Origin of the sequence: Acinetobacter sp. YH12069 (assembly GCF_013419675.1) — a bacterium.
GTDB classification, from domain to species: Bacteria; Pseudomonadota; Gammaproteobacteria; order Pseudomonadales; family Moraxellaceae; genus Acinetobacter; species Acinetobacter amyesii.
The window spans coordinates 70,380-92,648 of sequence record NZ_VOZS01000013.1 but is presented as its reverse complement, the minus strand read 5'-3'; the positions used below and the strand labels follow the sequence as shown (position 1 = coordinate 92,648).

Below are 22,269 nucleotides of genomic sequence, written 5' to 3'. Positions count from 1 at the left end.
CGCATGAAACACAAAGCCAAACCCCAAAAAGCCCAACAACCCATTTATACATTTCAGGTTGAATCGCTTTCACATGAGGGGCGAGGCATAGCGCACTTTGGGACGCATTCAGATCATCCTGCGGAAAAACACGGTAAGAAAGTATTTATTCGTTATGCATTGCCAGGTGAAACGGTGCATGCGCGTATTACTAATGTCGTTAAGCGTCTCGAAGAAGCAGATAGTCTGGAATTGCTGAGTGAAGAGTCTGCTCTACGGGTTAAACCGGCCTGCCCACATTATGGGGTCTGTGGTGGGTGTAGCATGCAGCATATTCATCCCGACGAGCAAATTCGTTTAAAACAAGATGTTTTACAATCACATTTGCAACATTTTGCTGGGATACAACCTGATCAATGGTTAGCTCCTTTACGTTCATTGCGTGAAGATTACCGTCGTAAAGCGCGTATCGGTGTGCGTTACTTACCTGCAAAAGATAAGCTCGTGGTCGGCTTTCGTGAAAGCCAGTCAAATAAACTGACTTCGATTGACCGTTGTATGGTGTTGGATCGTGAGTTTGGCTCAATCACCACACTCAAACAACTGTTACAAGGTTTGCAAGGTAAAGCAGATATTGGGCATATGGAACTGGCCATGGGAGATCAAGAAATTGCTCTCCTGATTCGTCATACGGCGGAACTTTGCGCGGAAGATGTCAACCAATTAGTAAAATTTGCGTTACATAAAGAGTGGCAACTGTACTTACAACCTGAGGGACCGGACAGCTTACATCGTGTGGATCATCCCGATGCACCGATGCGTCTGCACTATGGTCTAAGTGACTTTGCTGTGGAATTTGGCTTTAATCCTCAAGACTTCACGCAAGTGAATTCCACGATTAATCCGCAAATGGTGAAACTGGCATGTGAATTGCTTCAGTTACAACAGGGTGAGCGAGTTCTAGATCTGTTTTGTGGCTTAGGAAACTTTTCTTTACCACTTGCTCAATGTGTGGGTTCAACGGGTCAAGTCGTTGCAGTTGAAGGGAGTGAAGAAATGGTTCAGCGTGGTGCAGAAAATGCACAAAACAATGGCCTTTCGCAACTGAAATTTTATTCACAAGATTTAACAAAAGATTTTTCGCATCATTCTTGGGCAAAACAAGGATTTGATGCATTATTGATAGACCCACCACGTTCTGGTGCAGAAGAAATAATGCGTTATGTGCCCAAATTTGGTGCAAAAAGAATCGTTTATGTGTCATGTAATCCTGCAACACTAGCACGCGATGCTGGAATGCTGGTACAACAAGGCTACCGTTTGAAAAAAGCGGGTGTCATGGACATGTTTACCCATACAGGGCATGTCGAATCGATTGCTTTGTTCGAAAAAGAAAATCAGATAAACGATCAAAAGTTATGAAGCGTAGAAAACTAGGAGTAGGGTATGGTCACAGTACGTGAACAATTACCTGGACGTCTCAATGAGCTGTCTCAGGAAACGACTGTAGAACATGCCGAGCAAGCACAGCATGATTTGGCTGAATGGCTAGAGCGTGTGAGTGGCATGTTTGACGGGGCTCCTCTAAAGCAACTCGAAGAAGTTGCACATCTGACTTTACAGAATGAACTTGAAACAACGGTCAACCATCGCTCGAATACCTTCTATACGGGTATTGAAATGGCGGATATTCTTGCTCATCTGTATGCGGATGAAGATACGTTATCAGCAGCCATGCTGTATCGAAGTGTTCGTGAAGGCGTAACCAGTTTAGAAGAAGTCCAAAGCAAATTTGGCGATCAAGTGCATGCTTTGGTGAAAGGCACGCTTGCCATGGGTAAGTTGTCTGACCTGATTGAGCAAAATAAACGTTTAGAAGATCATTTTAATAATAACCAGCGTGAACATTTGACCGGCATTTATAAAATGCTGATTTCGGTGACCGAAGATGTTCGCGTTGTATTAATCAAACTTTCTGAACGTACCTATGCATTACGTGAGTTAGCGCATTCAACCAAAGAACGTCAAGAGCGTGTCGCACGAGAAATTTTAACCATTTACTCGCCGCTTGCGCACCGTTTAGGGATTGCACAGCTTAAGTGGGAGCTTGAAGATCTCGCTTTCCGTTATCTTGCACCTGAACGCTATAAAGAAATTGCCTCTTTACTGAATGAAAAACGTTTAGAGCGTGAACAATATATTCAGTTCGTGACAGAAAAGTTGCGTAAAGAACTATTAGATCATGGCATTGAGGCCGAGATTAATGGTCGGGTGAAACACATTTATTCGATTTATCGAAAAATGAAGAGTAAGAACCTGAGCTTTGATCAGCTTTATGACATTCGAGCGGTTCGTGTTTTGGTGGATAATGTGCCTGAGTGTTATCACACATTGGGGATCGTTCATCAGATTTGGCGTCATATTCCGCATCAGTTCGATGATTATATTACCAACCCGAAAGCCAATGGTTATCGCTCACTGCACACGGCCGTGATTGCAGAGAACAAATCTTTAGAAGTGCAAATTCGTACGCATAATATGCACGAAGAAGCTGAGCTCGGGGTGTGTTCGCACTTTAACTATAAAGAAGGTTCTAAAACCACAGATTATTCATTTAATCATCGCTTACATTCTTTACGTGCAGTGCTTGAACATTATCAAGAACGAAATGATGCTAGCGCCCATAAAGAAGATGAGGCTTCTGAAAACTTCGAACAAATCCAAGAGTTTGAAGATTTTGAGAAAATCTATGTGTTTAGTCGTGATGGTGATATCAAAGAATTACCACGCGGTTCGACTGTGCTCGACTTTGCCTATCATGTGCATACTGAAGTGGGCAACAAGTGCTATGCAGCACGGGTGAACCAACGTTATGTACCTTTAACCTATACCCTAAAAACTGGGGAACAGGTCGAGATTTTAACCAAGAAAGATCGTGAACCGAACCGAGATTGGTTGGTAAACTCGCTGGGTTATATCAAGACGGCTCGTGCACGTGATAAGTTGCGTCATTGGTTCCGTCAGCAAGACCGTAGTAAAAACTTGGAAGTGGGACGTGAGATTCTGAATAAAGAATTGTCACGTTTGGCGATTCACCCGAAAAGTATCGATTTGAATGATTACTGCAATCATTTTAATGTGAAATTGGGTGAAGATATATTGATTGGCTTGGTGAGTGGTGACATTAGCTTGCATGCTTTAATCAATCAGGTTAACCGTCATATGCACCTCGATCAGGATGAGCCTGAACTGGTGTTAAAACCAACCTTGAACCCACGTGCAAGTCATACGCTTTCGGCGCATGGTATTTTGATTGATGGTTTGGACAATGTAGAACTACACATTGCTCAGTGTTGTCAGCCTGTGCATGGTGAATCGATTGCTGGTTATATCACCCTGAATCGTGGCGTAAGTATCCATAAGGTCGCATGTCCGGATTATATCCGTATGATTGGGCAAGAGCCTGAACGTGCGGTTGAAGCGGATTGGGAAATGCAACCAACTCGTGGTCAAAGTGTGCAAATCGTGGTGGAAGCTTATGACCGTCGTGGTTTGCTTAAAGATCTGACTCAAGTGATTTTCTCAGACCAAATCAATATTCGTCAGGTGAATACCATTTCCGAGAGTGATGGTATTGCCAATATGAAGCTGTTGATTGAAGTGAAAGGCTTGGCGCAGTTGTCGAAACTGTTGGCACGTCTAGAGCAACAACCAGGCATTATCAGCGCACGTCGCTTGGTACAAGGTAGCTAAAAATAAAGCTGTATAAAAAACCCGCTGCGTGCGGGTTTTTTATTATATTGGGGGAGAGAAATTATAAAATTGAATGCTTATGCTGCCTTCAGAGCTTTTTGAAAAGCGTCGACAGAATCTAACACAAGCCATTGACCACTGGGTGGCAACAGGCTCTTTTAAAAATGGCAAAGCCGTGTGTGAACATTTTGGCTTAGCAGTTCCTTTAATTTCCCAATTATTAAATAGTCATCGGCAGATTGGAGAGAAATTTGCACGTGAATTAGAGTCACAATTGGGACTCATAAAGGGAAGTTTGGATGATGAAGTTCAGTTTATAGAGCAAGACAAGCGCGCTAAGGAGCAAGTAAGTTTAGTCCTTTTTGAAATGCAGGTGGTTGAGACACAGGCATTTTCATTAAAACCGATTTCAAATAATGCATCTCAATATTCAGCATTATTTAAAAACACTCAAGACCTGTATTTCATTCGAATCACAGCGTCGTATTATACCCCTGTATTACAAGAGGGTTGGCTTGTGGTCTGTGATGAACGGCGAGGAGTGGAGAGATCGGATCTAGCCTGTGTATATTTGCGGAATGGTTTAAATCTTATTTTAAACGTAATGCAGCAAACAGATGATACGTGGCAATTTGCAAGTCTAGACCAAAAACGACAGGTGGAATTCCTGCAATCAGATATTGAAAAATTACATCCTATTATTGCGATCTTACCTAGCCCATTTATTTAACGTAGTCGCATAAAAAAACCCATCCGAAGATGGGTTTTGATCTGAACTATAAGTTGAAAAGCTTAAGGAATCTCTTCTTCTTCAAATTCAGGCTTCACTTGTACAATGAAGTCTTGACGGTTTAGACCACGCCATAGCGCGAAGGCTGTACCAATGTAGATTGATGAATATGTACCCACAAATACACCAACAAACATTGCAACAGAGAACCATTTCAGACCATCACCACCCAGTACCATCATTGCTACAACAACCAATAATAGTGTCATAGAGGTATGAATGGTACGGCGAAGTGTTTCAGTCAAAGCACTGTTCACAACTTCAAGAGGTTCAGCACCGCGAATCTTACGGAAGTTTTCACGAATACGGTCAGATACAACGATGTTATCGTTGAGCGAGAAACCGATAATCGCGAGTAGCGCAGCCAAAACTGTTAAGTCAAACGGCCACTGCATCATGGCAAAGATACCAATGGTCACCACGATATCGTGGAATAAAGACAGTACAGCACCCATCGCAAGTTTGAACTCAAAGCGAATAGTGACATAAACCAGCATGAGCAGTAGGGCAAGACCTACAGCACCCGCAGAACGCACATAGAGTTCATTACCGACTTGACCACCAACCACATCAACTTTATGTACTTCTGCTTTATTGCCTGGCAATTGAGCGGCAGTCGTAATGGCTTTGGTTAGGTCTTCAGCTTCAATGTCTTTTTGAACTGGCATACGAACCATCAGGTCGCGGTCAGATCCTAAGGTTTGTACCACAGGGTCTTTAAAACCAGCTTTTGTCAGCGCTGAGCTCACATCGGTAGATTTTACTGGTTGACTATAGTTCAACTCTGCTGCCACACCGCCAGTAAAGTCCAAACCGAGGTTTAGACCTTTGGTGCAAATAAAAAAGATACTTGCGAGCGTTAAAATAATCGATATAAAGGCTGCCGGTTTGGCAATCTTCATAAATGGAATAATGCGCTCGTTGTCCGGACGGCCGTATTGTTTCGGTTGAGTATTTTCAGTCATCTTCGATCTCCTAAATGCTCAACTTCTTCAGGTTACGTTTTTTACCATAAATGATTTGTACGATTGCACGTGTCACAGTAATTGCTGTGAACATTGAGCAGACAATACCAATCATTAGGGTAACCGCGAAGCCTTTAATTGGGCCAGTACCAATTGCGAACAGAATGAAAGCCACCAAGAATGTAGTTAAGTTGGAGTCAAAGATGGTGTTATACGCACGATCATAACCCGCAACAATCGCCTGTTTTGGCGAGGCACCCCATTTAATTTCCTCTCGTATCCGCTCACAGATCAGTACGTTGGCATCGACCGCCATACCAATGGTAATCACGATACCTGCAATACCCGGAAGGGTGAGGGACGCGCCAATCCAAGACATGATGGTTAAAATCATGGCAAGGTTAACCACGAGAGCAAAGTTGGCAATCAAACCGAACACACGGAAGAAGACCACCATCCAAATCGCAACCAATAAGAAACCGATTTGAGTTGATAATACGCCTTTGTCGATGTTTTCTTGACCGAGACTCGGACCAATCACACGTTCTTCCACGAAGTACATTGGCGCTGCTAATGCACCTGCACGTAACATCAATGCAAGTTCAGACGCTTCTTGAGGTGAATCTAGACCAGTAATACGGAACTGGGAACCCAATACGGCTTGAATCGTTGCCGCATTGATGACCACAGATTCGGTATAAGGTGTACGAACTTCAGTTTGTGTGCCTGTTGTAGGGTCTGCAACATAACTAATTTTTTGTTTGTTCTCGATGAACAAAACTGCCATTCGTTTGCCTACAGCATTACGAGTAGCTTCAGACATCAACTTACCGCCCGCAGTGTCCAAAGTAATATTTACTTCAGCACCACCTGTATCTTGGCTAAAGCCTGATGACGCATTTTGTACACGTTCACCTGTTAAGATACGGTTACGGTTAAGCAATAATTGACGACCGCTGTCCAAAGATTCATAAGCAAATGCTTCTGTACCTGGCGGTAATGAGCCTTTTGCTTGACCTGTGTAAGGATCGATATATTGATCATTTAAGTCAGAAACCAAGCGGAACTCAAGGTTCGCAGTACGACCAAGTACACGTTTTGCTTCAGCAGTATCTTGCACACCCGGTAATTCAACCACAATACGATTGCTACCTTGAGTTTGTACTAATGCTTCCGCTACACCTAACTCGTTAATACGGTTACGTAAAGTTGTTAAGTTTTGGTTGACAGCATAAGACTGAATTTCTTGTTTACGTGTATCTGTGTAGCTTAAACGTAGTGTTGAACCTTCAGTTGTTGCAACCGCTTGTTGAGTATATTCATTGCCGTTACGACGAAGGAAATCCATAGCTGCAGAACGGTCATCATTATTTGCAAATTGCATCGTAATGGTGTTGTTGTTCAAAGATAAGCTATTGAATTTTAATTTATTGTCGCGAAGTTGGCGACGTAAGTCAGCCGCAGACGTTTCCATACGTTGTGAAATGGCTTTATCCATATCCACTTCAAGTAGGAAATGTACACCACCACGTAAATCCAGACCCAGCTTCATTGGTTTAGCACCAATTTTTTGTAGCCATTCTGGCGTAGTAGGCGCAAGGTTTAATGCGACGACATAATTTTCACCGAGCCCACGACGCAGTGCTTCTTTCGCTTTTAATTGTTGTTCGCTCGAATCAACACGTAATAAAGCGGCATTATTGGTGAAGCTATTGTCATGGCTGGCAATATTTTCAGATTTTAAAATCTGCTCTGCTTTTTGTACGATGCTTTGGTCAATCTGGGTACCGGCTTTGGCACCTGAAATTTGAACAGCAGGTTCATCAGGATACAAACTTGGCAGGGCATATAATGTACTGATGACTAGTACCACTAGAATCAGTAGATATTTCCATGCTGGGTAACGCATTCGTTTTCTTCTTAAAATGAAAAAAGCCGTGCGGGTGCACGACTTATTTTTTGATTAAAGGTTATTTAGAGTGCCTTCAGGCAGAACTGAAATCACACTTGCGCGTTGTACTTTTACTTCTACGCCACGGTTCAGTTCAACAACTGCAAAATCACCTTCGATTTTTGTGATTTTACCCATTAAACCGCCCGCAAAAACAACTTCACTACCAACACCTAGGCTTTCAATTAGTGCACGATGTTCTTTTGCACGTTTTGATTGAGGGCGCCAGATCAAGAAGTAGAAGATTGCGACAAATACCGCAATCATCAACAGGTTTGCCATCATGCTTGGTTGCTGTGCAGCTTCACCTGCCGCGTGAGCAGTAGAAATAAAAAGGCTCATTTCATTTTCCTAAACTAAAAAAACTGGTTATCAATACTTTGATAAATAAATTGGACTTGTTCAGCAATTTACCTTGTCTTTTTCTTCAGCGCAAATACTGAAAGAATTAATCTTGAGGACAAGGTGGCACTTCCATGCCGCGACGACGATAAAAGTCTTCAACAAACTCATCAAAAGTGCCATGATCGAGAGCATCACGCATCGCTTCAGTTAGACGTAGGTAATAACGTAAGTTATGAATAGTACCGAGCATCGAACCGAGCATTTCGCCGCATTTCTCAAGATGGAAGAGATAAGATTTGGTGAAATTTGTACAGGTATAGCAGTCGCAATGTGGGTCAAGCGGACTTTGATCATGACGATATTTGGCATTGCGAATACGCACTAAACCATCAGTCACAAAATAATGACCATTACGTGCATTTCGTGTTGGCATCACACAGTCAAACATATCGACACCGCGACGAACTGCTTCTACGATATCTTCTGGTTTACCGACACCCATCAAGTAACGTGGTTTATCCGCAGGCATTTTCTCTGGAAGATAATCCAATACTTTGATCATTTCTTCTTTAGGTTCGCCAACAGACAAGCCACCAATGGCATAACCATCAAAATCAATTTCTTTGAGACCATTTAAAGATTCATCACGTAAATCTTCATACATGCCGCCTTGGATAATACCAAATAGTGCATTACGGTTTTTCAGCACGTCATGATGTTGAGTCTTACAACGTTTCGCCCAACGCAATGAAAGCTGCAGTGATTTTTGCGCTTCTTCATGTGTCGCAGGATAAGGCGTACATTCATCAAAAATCATCACGATGTCTGAATTCAGCGTGTGCTGAATATCCATCGAAATTTCAGGAGATAAAAAGACTTTAGAGCCATCAATCGGAGAGCGGAAAGTCACGCCCTCTTCTTTAATTTTGCGCATAGCGCCAAGGCTGAAGACTTGGAAACCGCCTGAATCTGTCAAAATCGGGTTATTCCATTTCATGAATTGGTGTAAACCACCATGTTCACGAATGACATCTAGGCCTGGGCGTAGATATAAATGGAAAGTATTGCCCAAAATAACTTGGGATTTAATTTCTTTAATGTCACGTGGGAGCATGCCTTTTACAGTACCGTAAGTACCGACAGGCATAAACATAGGTGTTTCAACAACACCATGTTCAAGGGTTAAACGGCCGCGACGAGCACGGCCCGATTGCGCCAATTTTTCAAACTTCATACAAGGTCCAGATCAAGGCGAAAAAACAGTTCGCTGATGGTAAGAGTGCTAAAAGTGCTCTATTTTCCTTGATTCTGCGGTTAAACGCTAGCTTTGTCGGGTGTTAAGTCTGTAAATTTATAGATCGCATCTTGTGACAAGGCTTCATCTGAACTCTTGGCATTAAAATAAAACTGGTTAATTCGCTGCAAAATTTCTTCTTTATCCATCGCAAACGTACCTTTTGGGTCCGATGTCATGGCCACGATGCTGTCAATGAGCTTTTGAATATAGGGATTCGTGCTTGCATAGCTTTTTTCTAAGCTTAAAAGATAGACTTCATTGGCAACATGTAAATAGTTATAAGGTTGTATTTCAACGATTTGTGCCAAATCAATCAGCAGGTCTTTATCATACTGAGACAGCTTCATACGTTTAGGTAAGCTGTCGAGCTTGAGCGGTTGTTTGGATTTAAGAAAATCATCAAGTTGTGTACTTGGAGTATTTAAAACTTGAGCTGAATAAATCTCTATTTCGGGCTGTGTAGGCACCGTGATAAAAAACAGAATATTGTCCAATTCAATGCCGTAGGACTGAGCCAAGTCGACTTTTGTTTGTTGTATGGCATTGAGCAAGATTGAAAGATGGTTAGTTGACTCAGACTTCATTGAGCTTTCGATCGAAGATGGATCAAGGTCTAAAAGACCCACTTCATTTACCGATGTCATTTTGAACTGCGACAAGTCTTGGCCGAGGGAAAGGGTACTACGATAGCGCCATTTCGACACATTCCATCGATCATGCGCTGCAAGATATTGAGCAGAATCTTCATCTTCGGCAAAAATACTACGCTGCGTAGAGACAGCAATATAGTCCATGGACAAATAGGGATTGAACACCAACGTACATGCGTAAATATGGTCGTCTTGGTGCTGCTCATAGAGTTTGAAAAACGCCTGAATCAGCACATTTTTTAGTGCATTAATTTGATTGTGCATATTATATTTTTCTTTCTAGTTTTGGAGGTGCTTGATCACCTCATCATTATTTTTTTACTTTGGTACGTTAAAGCCCGAACTTAAAAGTTCGGACGATAATCAAAATTTTGGCTGGCAGCTTGATCGCGGAAAGGGCGAACCGCTTTTTTACTCAGCAATAGCGTATTAATAATATTGTTAGGAAACACTTGAATGTGGTTGTTGAACAACTCGACGTTGCGGTTAAAAATAGTAATTGCCGCACCGACATTTTCGTTTTGTTCTTCAATTTCATTCATCATTTTCAGATAAATATCATTGGCTTTGAGCTCAGGATAGTTTTCAACTACAACATTCAGGCTGCGCATCAGATCTTGATTCAATGCTTCGATACGCTGTAATTGGCTGACATCGGTACTATTTACGTTCAAATTCATAATGTTTTGACGGAGTTCAGTGACTTTTGCCAAAGTCCCTTGTTCAAAATTGGAATATTGCTCAACCAAAGGCTGTAATCCATCTAAAATTTTGATTTTTTGACGTTCATAGCTGGCTACATCTGACCATGCACGAATGGTTGCATTGTGATGTCGGACAATGTTGTTGCGAATCATGATTGCGCCAATCACCAATACAATGATGATTAAAACAAAGATCAAAAGCCCCATAAAATTTTATCCTCAAGATAAAAGGTCGTAGTTTAAAACATTATTGTATGAAATCTATTTTAAAAACTGCGTTAAGTCGTTTTTCAAATTTTCTAAAGCATTTAATTTAAAGGTTCTGAGATGTCCTCGCAATGTCGAAACATCTTGAATTCGTTTTGCTTTACTACTGACTTTAAATAAATCTGTAGAGCCAAGATAGCACATTATTCGGTGGCTCGGATGAAATAGCAGATCACCTTCACGGTTTTGAAAAAAATCCGCCAGTCGGAGGACAAAGCCCGGGCTGAGTAATTTAGCGATTTCCATTTGGTTATCGCCATAAAACTTTAATTTTTGATTGGTTTGAATGTCGCTGCTGTGCCAAGGAAAACTATAGGGATAGCCAAAGTTTTTGCCTGTTGCAGATACGGCAAGTCCATGGATGCCAATATCAAAAACAAATACGCCCCACAGGTCTTTATGAATTTCTTTGACCGTGACTTCATCACCGTCTTTGTCACTTACTTTCAGTTCATTCACATAGTGATAATGAAAGACCATGACCTGATGCTGTTGCTGATTTTCATCTTCCCAAACGGTGCTCGCAAAGGTCTGAATATCATTCGAAAGGCTGCCTTGCTTAAACACGGGGAACATACGTTTAAGATTGCCAATAAATTGTAGATTATTCAGTGGCATCGAAATGTATTCAGGCTGTCGGTTAAAGGCCAGTTGGTATTTTTTTGCAATGCATTCGGTTTCTAAAAATGCAATAACATCTTCGAGCGAGTCATCTTTTTCATAGCTGATATACGCCCAAAACACCATGACCAATCCCGCAGCAAAGCAAAGCTGTGCCCAGCCATGATCGGGCTGAATCACAATAAACAGCATGAAGCCGATACCCAGTGCGGCTAAAGCCAGCGGCAGTAAATTTTCAAATTTGAGCGTAATGGGCGCGTTCCATGGATGCAGCCCATCGAGGAGTTCTTGGTGAGTTTTTGCGTTTCGGCCGATATCCCAAAGCCGAGCGATATTCTGAAAAACCGCAGCATTCTTCTTACGACGAATATGGATGGAGTGCTTTACAGAATCGATCGGCATGGGGACTAAGTCATCGCATGATTATTGATGGTTAATATTATCAATTAACATCGCATCACCATAACTAAAGAAGCGATATTGGCTTTCGACGGCATGGTGATAGGCATTCAAAATATTGTCTCGATTAGACAACGCTGACACTAACATGAGCAGGGTAGACTCAGGTAAATGGAAGTTGGTAATTAAACGATCGACCACTTTGAACTCATAACCAGGGTAGATAAAGATTTGCGTATCACCTGTCCAGCCCTTGAGTTCGCCGCCATTGGCTTGAGCGGCACTTTCAGTCGCGCGAGTCGCTGTAGTACCGACAGCAATGACTTTATTGCCACGTGCTTTTGTCTCACGGATTAAAGCCATAGATTCTTCTGACACGTCACACCATTCGCTGTGCATGATGTGATTTTCAATGTCATTGGTACGTACGGGTAAAAATGTGCCTGCACCCACATGCAAGGTAACAAAGGTTTTATTCACACCTTTGTCTGCCAATTTTTTGAGTAGCGCTTCATCAAAATGTAAGCTTGCTGTTGGTGCTGCAACTGAAGCCAATTTGGTCGGATCGTTAAAAACAGTTTGGTAACGTTCGGTATCAATCGCTTCTGCTTCACGGTTAAAGTAAGGCGGAATCGGTAAAGCACCGTATAAATCTAAAACTTGTAAAATAGGCTGTGAAAATTCCACAACAAATAAGTTTTCATGACGGCCTTGAACGGTCACTTTAACTTCGTCTGGACCAATAAATAATTCCGCACCTTCTTTAGGCGTATTGCTGGCTTTAATGTGGCAATGTGCGGTTTTTGGGTCAAGAATACGTTCAACCAAGACTTCAACTGCACCGCCAGTTGCTCGTTTGCCTTTCAAGCGGGCTTTCATTACTTTGGTATCGTTCAGTACCAATAAGTCACCTTCATTGAGCAAGTCTAAAATGTCAGTGAAATGATGGTCGTGATATTCACCATTGATGTCGAGATGGAGCAGGCGTGATGCACTACGTGTTTCAAGCGGATAGCGGGCAATGAGTTCGTCCGGGAGATTGAAGTTAAAGTCAGAAAGTTGCATGTTAAGAAATCTGAAAAGGGGATAATGAAATTTGGCTTAGTATAAGCTTTTTTGGGTTTTAACGCTGAAATTGATGGATTATCCATCTAAAAATTCTTATACGGTTTATTTTTAATCAAATGAGAACATCATGCGTTGACAAGTTTTTGAAACAGTTTATTATACGTTTCAACACCTTCCCGAGGTGGTGAAATTGGTAGACGCGGTGGATTCAAAATCCACTATCAGAGATGATGTGTCGGTTCGAGTCCGACCCTCGGGACCAAAATTCTAAAAAACCCCAAGCTTATTAAGACTTGGGGTTTTTTTATGTCTAAAAGTAATGACTTATATAAAATTTCTAGAAAATTTCCAATGATTTCACTAGCCACGTTTCAGGTGGTCACTTCGTAAAATGAGTACTCGGATGAGTACCTGAATTTTGTTTGGGTACTCATGGTGGAATCAGATGCTAAGCTTAAATTATTAGATCAATACAATAATCAAATGTGATTGATCGGGTGTATTATAGGGCTTGTAGTATTTAAAAGCTTTATTAACTATCTAAAGCTACTTTGATGACATCTGCAATTGTCTCAGTGTTGACACCTCTTTTTCGAGCATTCTCAGAGTGGAACCAAGTTGCTAAGTCTTTATTGCCTTTAGATGCATTGCAGCCAACACAGCACAATGCAATATTGGTTAAGGTTGTAATTCTTATATCGTTGATAATGTGTTCCCAAGACTTCTTGTTGGCTCTTTCAGTGCCAAACTTTTTGCCGCAATATACACAGCACAGGTCTCGCTCCGAGACCGCATCTTCTATGTGCTTTGGTATTCCCCATGAATTTGCCATTTTAGGTTTTCCTTATTTTATGGCTGTAGTTGGATGAAAAAGCCTACCTTTGATAGCTCACATTCATAAAATTTAGAGCAAAGTATTAAATGAAAGAGTTGTCATAATACTATAGAAATGAGGGTAAAAAAAACCAGCGCCGAAGCGCTGGTTTTTTACATCACTAACTTAGGTTAGTTTTGCATCAACTTATTGAGCGGCATCAAGAGCAGCATTTAACGTTGCGCTTGGACGCATTACAGCATTTACTTTCGCTGTATCTACAGCGTAGTAACCACCGATGTCCGCAGCTTTACCTTGAACTTCAGCAAGTTCTGCAACAATTTTTTCTTCGTTGTCAGCAAGTGCTTGAGCAAGAGGAGCAAATTTCGCTTTAAGATCTGCATCTTCGTCTTGCGCAGCAAGTTCTTCAGCCCAGTATTTAGCAAGGTAGAAGTGGCTGCCACGGTTGTCAAGTTCGCCAGTACGACGTGATGGAGACTTGTCATTGTCAAGCAATTTACCAGTCGCAGCATCAAGCGTATTTGCAAGAAGTTTAGCTTTCGCGTTGTCTTCTTTGATGCCCATTTCTTCAAGAGAAACAGCAAGCGCCAAGAACTCGCCTAAAGAATCCCAACGTAAGTGGTTTTCTTCTACAAGTTGTTGTACGTGTTTAGGCGCAGAACCACCCGCACCAGTTTCGTACATGCCGCCACCAGCCATTAGAGGCACGATAGAAAGCATTTTCGCAGAAGTACCCAATTCCATAATCGGGAATAAGTCTGTTAGGTAGTCACGTAGGATGTTACCAGTTACAGAAATTGTATCTAGGCCACGAGCAACACGTTCAAGTGTATAACGCATAGCACGTACTTGAGACATGATTTGAATGTCTAAACCAGTAGTGTCGTGCTCTTTCAAGTAAGTTTGAACTTTCTTGATGAGTTCGTTTTCGTGTGGACGGTACGGGTCAAGCCAGAAGATCGCAGGCATTCCTGAGTTGCGTGCACGAGTCACAGCAAGTTTCACCCAGTCACGGATTGGAGCGTCTTTCACTTGGCACATACGCCAGATATCGCCTTCTTCCACGTTTTGTGACATCAACACTTCACCAGTTTCTAGGTCGGTGATGTTTGCAACACCCGCTTCAGCGATTTCGAAAGTTTTGTCGTGTGAGCCGTATTCTTCAGCTTTTTGCGCCATCAAACCAACGTTAGGAACTGTACCCATAGTGCGTGGGTCAAAGTTACCATTCCATTTACAGAAATTGATCATTTCTTGGTAGATACGCGCGAAAGTAGATTCAGGCATTACAGCTTTACAGTCGTACTGTTTGCCGTCAGCACCCCACATTTTACCGCCACCACGGATCATTGCAGGCATAGATGCATCTACAATTACGTCATTAGGTGAGTGGAAGTTCGTGATGCCTTTTGCAGAGTCAACCATTGCAAGTGCAGGACGGTGTTCTTGGCAAGCATGTAAGTCAGCAATGATTTCTTCACGAAGAGAAGTCGGAAGAGTTTCAATTTTTTCGTAAAGACCAGACATCCCGTTGTTGATGTTAATACCTAACTCATCAAACAATTTGCCGTGTTTTTCGAATGCTTCTTTGTAGTAAATCTTCACACAGTGACCGAAAACGATTGGGTGAGACACCTTCATCATCGTCGCTTTTACATGTAGAGAGAACAAAATGCCAGCTTCTTTACAATCATCTAATTCTTTTTCATAGAAGTCGCAAAGCGCTTTTTTGCTCATGAACATTGAGTCGATGATTTCGCCATCTTGAAGCGCAACTTTTGGCTTAAGAACAACAGTTTCACCAGACTTCGTGATCAATTCCATTTTTACATTGCGAGCGCGGTCTAAAGTCATAGACTTTTCGCCGTGGTAGAAGTCACCTTCGTCCATGTGAGAAACGTGAGTTTGTGACCACTGTTTCCATTCGCTCATAGAGTGCGGATGTTTCTTCGCGTAATTTTTTACTGCAGTAGGTGCACGGCGGTCAGAGTTACCTTCACGAAGTACAGGGTTTACAGCAGAACCTAGGCATTTGCTATAACGCGCCTTGATTTCTTTTTCTTCCTCAGTCGCTGGGTTTTCTGGGTAGTTCGGAACTGCAAAACCTTTAGACTGTAATTCTTTAATGCAAGCAGTTAATTGGCCAACTGAAGCACTGATGTTCGGAAGTTTGATAATGTTTGTGCTTGGATCTTGGGTTAATTGTCCAAGCTCTGCCAAGTTATTTGGCACCTTTTGTTCTTCGCTTAGATAGTCTGAAAATTCAGCGAGTACACGTGCTGCAACTGAGATATCGCGTTTAACGATTTCAACGCCAGCAGGTTTAGTAAAGGTTTCAATGATCGGCAGCAGAGAGTAAGTCGCCAATAATGGCGCCTCGTCGGTCAGTGTGTAGATGATAGTTGACTTTCCACCAGCCATATATAGCCCCTTGCTTTAGATTGTGTCTTTGAGGTCCGAGCTTGTGGCTCGCCTCTATGAACCGATTTGCTTAAATAAAACTATGAAAGTATCGGGGTTCATTGCTTTTCAGTCAACGCAAGATCCTGTGATGTGGTCATTTCGTAGAAAAATGATACAAAAGAAGTGCAGTTTGACGCCCAATTTTAGCGCAAAACCGAGAAGGGGAATATTGAAAGCTTGTTATTCATAGCTTAAAGCTATTGAACAATTAAATTTATATCGTTTTCTTGGGGCTGATCTGTTCTTTATGGCTCGTTCGAAATTTAGTTGTAAAGCAAAGCGTAGGACAGGTCAAACCGAAAGCCTTAGCTTTTAGGTGTAGATTTGGTGCGTAAGTTCGAAAATTAGTCAGGATTGGTGACTTTATAAAAGAACGACGTGAGTTCAATGCTCTATTTGACTTTGAGCGCTCTCGGAATGTTTATACGATAACTTATATATCTGATGAATAAGGCATGGCTATTTTTTAGCTTCAGTCATTTGGGTGAATGAGTTCATGTACAGTAGAAGCATGAAACGAATCTTTAGCTCAGTTTAATAAAGTAAAAGCGAGCAGGTATGGTTTAACGCTCAAATGACACACACAACTGATAAAAACTAATAAATTAGTCTAATAGAAAAACTTAAAAATAGATTCATTTAGTGTAGCTGACTGAAACGAGCATCCTGATGAGCAATCTGGTCGTAGAATAATCATAAAACTCACTATTTTTTGTGATGTAGTTAAAGAAAATTAAACCCAGTTTTTTAGGTCTTATGTAAGTGAATATTTCTTTTAGTCATGTTTTTAGTTTGAATAAAACGCGAAAAGTACGATTTAAAATAAACAGTCAATAAAATTTAAATTAATTTAAGTTTCTAATTTTATTGTTTTAATTTTTGTTTTACCTTTAATGTTATGTTCTTTATAGATATTTTTATTTTCTAATTGGATGAAAGTTCGATTAAATAGCGCATTCGTAAATGATGTTTGTTTTTTTGTTGGGTTTTGTTATTGAGTGTTTGGGCTATTTTTGCTATTAATCTTGAACAGAACAGTTGGTTTTTATCTTTAAGATAAACCCTGAGGAGAGCAACGGGATGGCTTTACGTTTACTGGATATTGGTACACAAACCGAATTATTAACTGCCTGTCGTTTGTCTTTATTGATGGGGGTTTATACGGACGACAACCGCATTGCAGAATTTTTAAAGTTTGCGCGTGGTATTGTGCAAGTCGATAATGCTGTCCTCGCATTTAAAAATGAACCTTATATATGGTATGCGTCAGAGCACATATTTAAGGCCTTTATGGCCGAAGCTGATGATGATCGCCTCGATCAGTTTTTTGCTGAACATTCTCGTATAGACCGAGACGCTGAAAATTACCAAGCTTATTCCGACTATATGCAGGAACTGGGTTTAGGGCATCAGCGTTTAGTCGCTTTCGATTTAAAATATGATCAAGACTCTATTGGTAAAGTGATTTTGTTTGATGATCAAGTCACTGCATTTGAAGCCAAACAATTAAAGATCGTTGAAGAATTTGTACAAAGTCTAGTCAACATCATTCAACTCCGTGTTGAAAATGCCGAATTAAAAGAAGCCTATGAACAGCAGTCGGCACTGAATTTTAGTAAGACTAAATTTTTCCAAATTATTGCTCATGATTTAAGAGCACCTTTTCATGGTCTATTAGGTTTTTCTGAAGTTTTGGCGCAGGAACGCAATACCTTAGATGATTCGAGTGTGCAAAATATTGCAGACTATTTATATGACACCACACAGTCGACGTATAACCTTTTAGAAAGCTTATTAAACTGGGCTATGGCAGAAGGTGGTCGCTTTGTTTATCACCCGATTAATTTTGATTTACATCAGTCTGCAAAAATCGTCAGTGATGTCTTAAATAGCTTGGCTGTGAAGAAAAATATTCGACTGATCAATGCCGTGCCTGAAGGCATTAAAGTCAATGCAGATATCAATATGATCACATCAGTGATGCAAAACTTGGTGTCAAACGCATTGAAATTTACCCATACCGATGGTAGAGGTGTGGTGACGATTTCAGCCGATCGAGATGGAGAACGGGTTGTATTCACTATTCAAGATACTGGATTGGGGATGACCCAAGCTCAGATTGATGATTTATTTCAGCAAAAACTCACTGTCAGTATTAAAGGTACGGCAGGAGAACGTGGTACGGGGTTGGGGTTAGTGCTTTGTAAACGTTTTGTGGACTTAAATCAGGGGGAAATTGTGGTGTACTCGAAAGAAGGTGAAGGCACACAATTTAAAGTCTGGTTGCCAAAGGCGACGAGTTTGCATCAAACCTTAAGTACTGAGAGTAGCAGCGTACAGAAAGATGCGACCTTAAGCGAGCTTTAAACCGCGTCTATTGGTATAAAAGCCTAAAAATACTTTTCCCTAAGCGTTATCAACTGTTATAACTAGAAAAAAATCACGCTAGGGTTTGTGAAATGAATGCGGAGCAATTGCAGAAAACATTACGTGCCAGTCAATATGCTGAACAGGTGCTCGGAATCCATCAGGCCAGTTTAGAACAAGACTATGCAATTGATCAGTTTCAAACCTCGCTCAGTACAGCACAAATTCAACATTTTGTCGCAAGCAGCCTCGCTGATATCCAAGATGAAAATAGCTGGATGCGTGTAATTCGTGTGCTGCGCGCACGCCTCATGTTCCGTTGGATTTGGCAAGATGCCAATCAACTCACCGATGTCGTTACCTTAACTCGAGAGCTTTCAGACTTTGCCGATGCGTCCATCTGTGCGGCAAAAGATTTTGCACTAAAGCCGTTGATTGCGAAATATGGCGAACCGCTAGGCTATAAAGGGAAAGTTCAAGACCTAATTGTGGTTGCCATGGGAAAACTTGGTGCACAGGAACTTAATCTTTCAAGTGATATTGATCTTATTTTTGCCTTTGATGAACAGGGCGAAACCAATGGTCGAAAATGTATCGATGTACAGCAGTTCTGTATTTTGTGGGGACAAAAATTAATTTACCTGCTTGACCATATTACGGCAGATGGTTTTGTCTTCCGTGTAGATATGCGCCTTCGCCCATGGGGTGATGGTTCTGCCTTGGCAATCAGTCATGCGGCATTAGAAAAATATTTAAGCCAGCATGGACGTGAATGGGAGCGCTATGCTTGGATTAAGGCACGTATCGTCACGGGCGGTAAAGAAGGCGCAGAGTTACTAGAAATGACCCGACCTTTCGTCTTCCGTAAATATGTCGATTACACTGCTTTCGAAGCTATGCGTGAAATGAAAGCCATGATCGAACGTGAAGTGCTGCGTCGTAATATCGAAGATGACATTAAACTCGGTGCAGGCGGAATTCGTGAAGTAGAATTTATTGTTCAAGTCTTTCAGCTCATCTATGGCGGTTCAAAACTCGAGTTGCAAGACCGTCAATGTTTAGTGAGTCTGCATCATTTAGGTGAAGTCGGATTATTAGAAAAAACCGCAGTTGCTGATCTAGAAGATGCATATTTATTTTTACGTCGCATTGAACATGCGATTCAAGCGCTCAATGATCAGCAAACCCAATCGTTGCCACATGAGCCTGAACCCCGCCAACGTATTTTAGATACTTTAGGTTTTGCATCTTGGGATGACTTTTTGCATGTACTCAATCAGAAGCGTGCCAAAGTCATTTACCAATTTGAGCATCTTATTAAAGAAAAAGAACCCGATCCGTTATTGGAAAGCTTTAGTCATTTAGAAGCACAGTTAAATGATGTTTTAGATGATGATGCCAAAAATTTAATTCACGAATTTTGGTATGGGCATGCGCTGAAAAAATTACCTGCCAAAGCAGTACAGCGTTTAAAAACTTTTTGGCCACATCTCATTGAAGCGATATTACAGTCAGATAAACCTCAGGTGGCTTTACTACGTCTCATGCCTCTGGTGGAGTCGGTGCTGCGCCGTACGGTCTATTTGGTGATGCTGATTGAGAGCAAAGGGGCATTACAACGATTAGTGAAAATGGCAACAGTGAGTCCGTGGATCTGCGAAGAATTGACGCATTATCCCGTGCTGTTGGATGAGTTTTTATCGATGGATTTTGAGCTGCCAAAGCGTAAAGATTTAGAAGACTCTCTACGTCAACAACTGCTTCGAATTGAAATTGATCAAGTTGAAGATCAGATGCGTGTTCTTCGATTATTTAAAAAATCCAATGTCTTAGCAGTAGCAGCTAGTGATGTTTTGGCTGAAAGCCCATTGATGAAAGTATCGGATGCATTGACCGATATTGCTGAAGTGTCGGTGAATGCAACCTTGCATTTGGCATATCAAATTGTTGCCAAAAAACATGGTTATCCAATCGATGCAGAAGGGCAGCGTTGTTCGATTGATCACACGGCTTTCGCGGTAATTGGCTATGGCAAGGTGGGTGGCATCGAGCTGGGTTATGGTTCGGACTTGGATTTGGTGTTTATTCACTATATGGACGAACAAGCGGATACCGATGGACAGAAACCAATTAGTGGCTTTGAATTTGCCATGCGGGTGGCACAAAAATTTATGTCCTTAATGACCACGCAAACCCTAGATGGTCGAGTGTATGAGGTGGATACACGTTTACGACCTTCGGGGGAAGCGGGCTTATTGGTGACCAGCTTAAAAGCCTTTGAGCAATATCAACATAAAAATGCTTGGGTCTGGGAGCATCAAGCTTTAGTACGTGCCAGAACGATTGCAGGTGAGCACAGTTTACGGATTGAAATTGAAAACTTGCGCTGCAATATTTTGACTCAGCCACGAGATGAGAACAATGTTCGTGCAGAAGTGCTAAAAATGCGCCAAAAAATGAAAGACCATCTAGGTTCTTCTAAAGAGCAGCAAAAAGATGGAATTTTTCATTTAAAACAAGATGCAGGTGGTATCGTTGACATCGAATTTATGGCACAGTATGCAGTATTAGCATGGAGTGGGTCGAATCCCGATCTCGCCCATTACTCTGACAACGTACGAATCCTTGAGGATGCCGCAAGAACGGATTGCTTATCCAGCGCCGATGCGACAGCATTGATTCAAGCTTATCTCCGTGAACGAGCCGAGAGCCACCGTTTAGCACTTGCGAATCAATCCATGCAAGTTTCAGCTGACGATTGGCACGATACCCGAGTGGTCGTTTGCAAGCTATGGCAAAGATTAATTGATCCAACTGCAACGTTTGCATTGGATAAAAATGACTGTGTATAAAAATTTGGAGTGTGTGCCATGAACTTGGCTGATCGTGATGGTTTTATTTGGCAAGATGGACAATTGGTTGACTGGCGTGAGGCGAAAACTCACGTATTAACACATACATTGCATTACAGCATGGGTGTGTTTGAAGGCGTCCGTGCTTATGAAACTCCGAATGGAACGGCTATTTTCCGTTTAAAAGAACACACTAAGCGTTTATTAAATTCTGCAAAAATTTATCAAATGAAAGTCCCATTTGATCATGCAGCATTAGAACAAGCTCAAATTGATGTGGTTCGTGAAAATAAATTGGCTTCTTGCTATTTACGCCCAATTATTTTTATTGGTTCAGAAAAATTAGGTATTGCAGCAACTGACAATACAATTCATGCCGTTGTTGCTGCATGGAGCTGGGGTGCTTACCTTGGTGATGAAGCGATGGCGAAGGGTATCCGTGTTAAAACGTCTTCATTTACGCACCATCATCCAAACGTGACCATGTGTAAAGCAAAAGCATCTGGTAACTATACTTTGTCAATTCTTGCACACCAAGAAGTGGCACATGCTGGCTATGACGAAGCAATGTTACTCGACCCACAAGGTTATGTATGTCAAGGTTCAGGCGAAAACGTATTCTTAGTTCGTGATGGCGTGATTCATACTCCTGACATCGCGGGTGGTGCACTTGATGGTATTACCCGTCAAACCATTATTACGATTGCGAAAGACCTTGGTTTTGAAGTGGTTGAACGTCGTATTACACGTGATGAATTCTACATTGCAGATGAAGCATTCTTCACAGGTACAGCAGCTGAAGTAACACCAATCCGTGAATATGATGATCGTCAAATTGGTGAAGGTCGTCGTGGCCCAATTACTGAGCAAATTCAAACTGCATTCTTTAATGCTGTTCAGGGTAAAGACCCTAAATATGCACACTGGTTAACTTACGTAAAATAAGTTGATCGGTTAAGATGG

Annotated in this window: 16 protein-coding genes and 1 tRNA gene; 7 read left to right on the top strand and 10 right to left on the bottom strand. The window is 41.6% G+C overall.

The window, feature by feature from the left end:
* Positions 1-3 precede the first annotated feature (3 nt).
* The 3 genes from rlmD to FTU16_RS11400 all read left to right on the top strand — a co-directional run bounded on the left by rlmD (position 4) and on the right by FTU16_RS11400 (position 4,462).
* Positions 4-1,401, top strand: a complete 1,398-nt coding sequence (gene rlmD, locus FTU16_RS11410; RefSeq protein WP_180163288.1) for a 23S rRNA (uracil(1939)-C(5))-methyltransferase RlmD — start codon at positions 4-6, stop codon at positions 1,399-1,401.
* 24 nt (positions 1,402-1,425) lie between these two features.
* On the top strand, positions 1,426-3,732 hold the full coding sequence (locus tag FTU16_RS11405) for a bifunctional (p)ppGpp synthetase/guanosine-3',5'-bis(diphosphate) 3'-pyrophosphohydrolase (protein WP_078194183.1): 2,307 nt from the start codon (positions 1,426-1,428) through the stop codon (positions 3,730-3,732).
* 79 nt (positions 3,733-3,811) lie between these two features.
* Positions 3,812-4,462: a hypothetical protein gene (locus tag FTU16_RS11400; RefSeq protein WP_180163287.1), complete on the top strand. Its 651-nt coding sequence runs from the start codon at positions 3,812-3,814 to the stop codon at positions 4,460-4,462.
* A gap of 62 nt (positions 4,463-4,524) precedes the next feature.
* Here FTU16_RS11400 and secF read toward each other — a convergent pair whose 3' ends face one another.
* From secF to queA, 8 genes are all read right to left on the bottom strand, one after another.
* Positions 4,525-5,487 (bottom strand): protein translocase subunit SecF, encoded by a 963-nt coding sequence (gene secF, locus FTU16_RS11395; protein ID WP_180004599.1) that lies wholly within the window; start codon positions 5,485-5,487, stop codon positions 4,525-4,527.
* A 10-nt stretch (positions 5,488-5,497) separates the two neighbouring features.
* Positions 5,498-7,396 carry a protein translocase subunit SecD gene (gene secD, locus FTU16_RS11390; protein ID WP_078194180.1) on the bottom strand — a complete coding sequence of 633 codons (1,899 nt, stop codon included), beginning with the start codon at positions 7,394-7,396 and terminating at the stop codon, positions 5,498-5,500.
* A gap of 54 nt (positions 7,397-7,450) precedes the next feature.
* Positions 7,451-7,780, bottom strand: coding sequence for a preprotein translocase subunit YajC (yajC, locus tag FTU16_RS11385; protein ID WP_078191271.1), 330 nt, complete (start codon positions 7,778-7,780; stop codon positions 7,451-7,453).
* A 106-nt stretch (positions 7,781-7,886) separates the two neighbouring features.
* Entirely contained in the window at positions 7,887-9,017 is a 1,131-nt protein-coding gene (gene tgt, locus FTU16_RS11380; RefSeq protein ID WP_078194179.1) for a tRNA guanosine(34) transglycosylase Tgt, read from the bottom strand.
* 80 nt (positions 9,018-9,097) lie between these two features.
* The gene (locus tag FTU16_RS11375) at positions 9,098-9,994 is read right to left on the bottom strand and encodes a DUF4303 domain-containing protein (protein WP_180163286.1); all 897 of its coding nucleotides are present in this window, start codon (positions 9,992-9,994) and stop codon (positions 9,098-9,100) included.
* An 80-nt stretch (positions 9,995-10,074) separates the two neighbouring features.
* Positions 10,075-10,641 (bottom strand): LemA family protein, encoded by a 567-nt coding sequence (locus FTU16_RS11370; protein WP_180050020.1) that lies wholly within the window; start codon positions 10,639-10,641, stop codon positions 10,075-10,077.
* A gap of 54 nt (positions 10,642-10,695) precedes the next feature.
* On the bottom strand, positions 10,696-11,724 hold the full coding sequence (locus tag FTU16_RS11365; protein WP_180163285.1) for a hypothetical protein: 1,029 nt from the start codon (positions 11,722-11,724) through the stop codon (positions 10,696-10,698).
* A 21-nt stretch (positions 11,725-11,745) separates the two neighbouring features.
* Entirely contained in the window at positions 11,746-12,786 is a 1,041-nt protein-coding gene (queA, locus tag FTU16_RS11360; RefSeq protein WP_180114443.1) for a tRNA preQ1(34) S-adenosylmethionine ribosyltransferase-isomerase QueA, read from the bottom strand.
* Positions 12,787-12,964: 178 nt separating this feature from the next.
* Between queA and FTU16_RS11355 the strand changes: the two genes are divergently transcribed.
* Positions 12,965-13,051: transfer RNA gene (locus tag FTU16_RS11355), tRNA-Leu, on the top strand.
* Positions 13,052-13,321: 270 nt separating this feature from the next.
* On the opposite strand, the gene FTU16_RS11350 is transcribed toward FTU16_RS11355, so the two are convergent.
* Together FTU16_RS11350 and FTU16_RS11345 are read right to left on the bottom strand one after the other, a co-directional pair.
* Positions 13,322-13,621: an HNH endonuclease gene (locus FTU16_RS11350; protein ID WP_168378735.1), complete on the bottom strand. Its 300-nt coding sequence runs from the start codon at positions 13,619-13,621 to the stop codon at positions 13,322-13,324.
* Positions 13,622-13,810: 189 nt separating this feature from the next.
* Positions 13,811-16,045 carry an NADP-dependent isocitrate dehydrogenase gene (locus FTU16_RS11345; protein WP_180163284.1) on the bottom strand — a complete coding sequence of 745 codons (2,235 nt, stop codon included), beginning with the start codon at positions 16,043-16,045 and terminating at the stop codon, positions 13,811-13,813.
* Between the two features lie 1,122 nt (positions 16,046-17,167).
* Between FTU16_RS11345 and FTU16_RS11340 the strand changes: the two genes are divergently transcribed.
* From FTU16_RS11340 to FTU16_RS11330, 3 genes are all read left to right on the top strand, one after another.
* Entirely contained in the window at positions 17,168-18,454 is a 1,287-nt protein-coding gene (locus tag FTU16_RS11340) for a sensor histidine kinase KdpD (RefSeq protein ID WP_180163283.1), read from the top strand.
* A 92-nt stretch (positions 18,455-18,546) separates the two neighbouring features.
* On the top strand, positions 18,547-21,306 hold the full coding sequence (gene glnE, locus FTU16_RS11335; RefSeq protein WP_180163282.1) for a bifunctional [glutamate--ammonia ligase]-adenylyl-L-tyrosine phosphorylase/[glutamate--ammonia-ligase] adenylyltransferase: 2,760 nt from the start codon (positions 18,547-18,549) through the stop codon (positions 21,304-21,306).
* 18 nt (positions 21,307-21,324) lie between these two features.
* Positions 21,325-22,251 carry a branched-chain amino acid transaminase gene (locus tag FTU16_RS11330; RefSeq protein WP_180163281.1) on the top strand — a complete coding sequence of 309 codons (927 nt, stop codon included), beginning with the start codon at positions 21,325-21,327 and terminating at the stop codon, positions 22,249-22,251.
* The last annotated feature ends 18 nt before the right edge of the window (positions 22,252-22,269 follow it).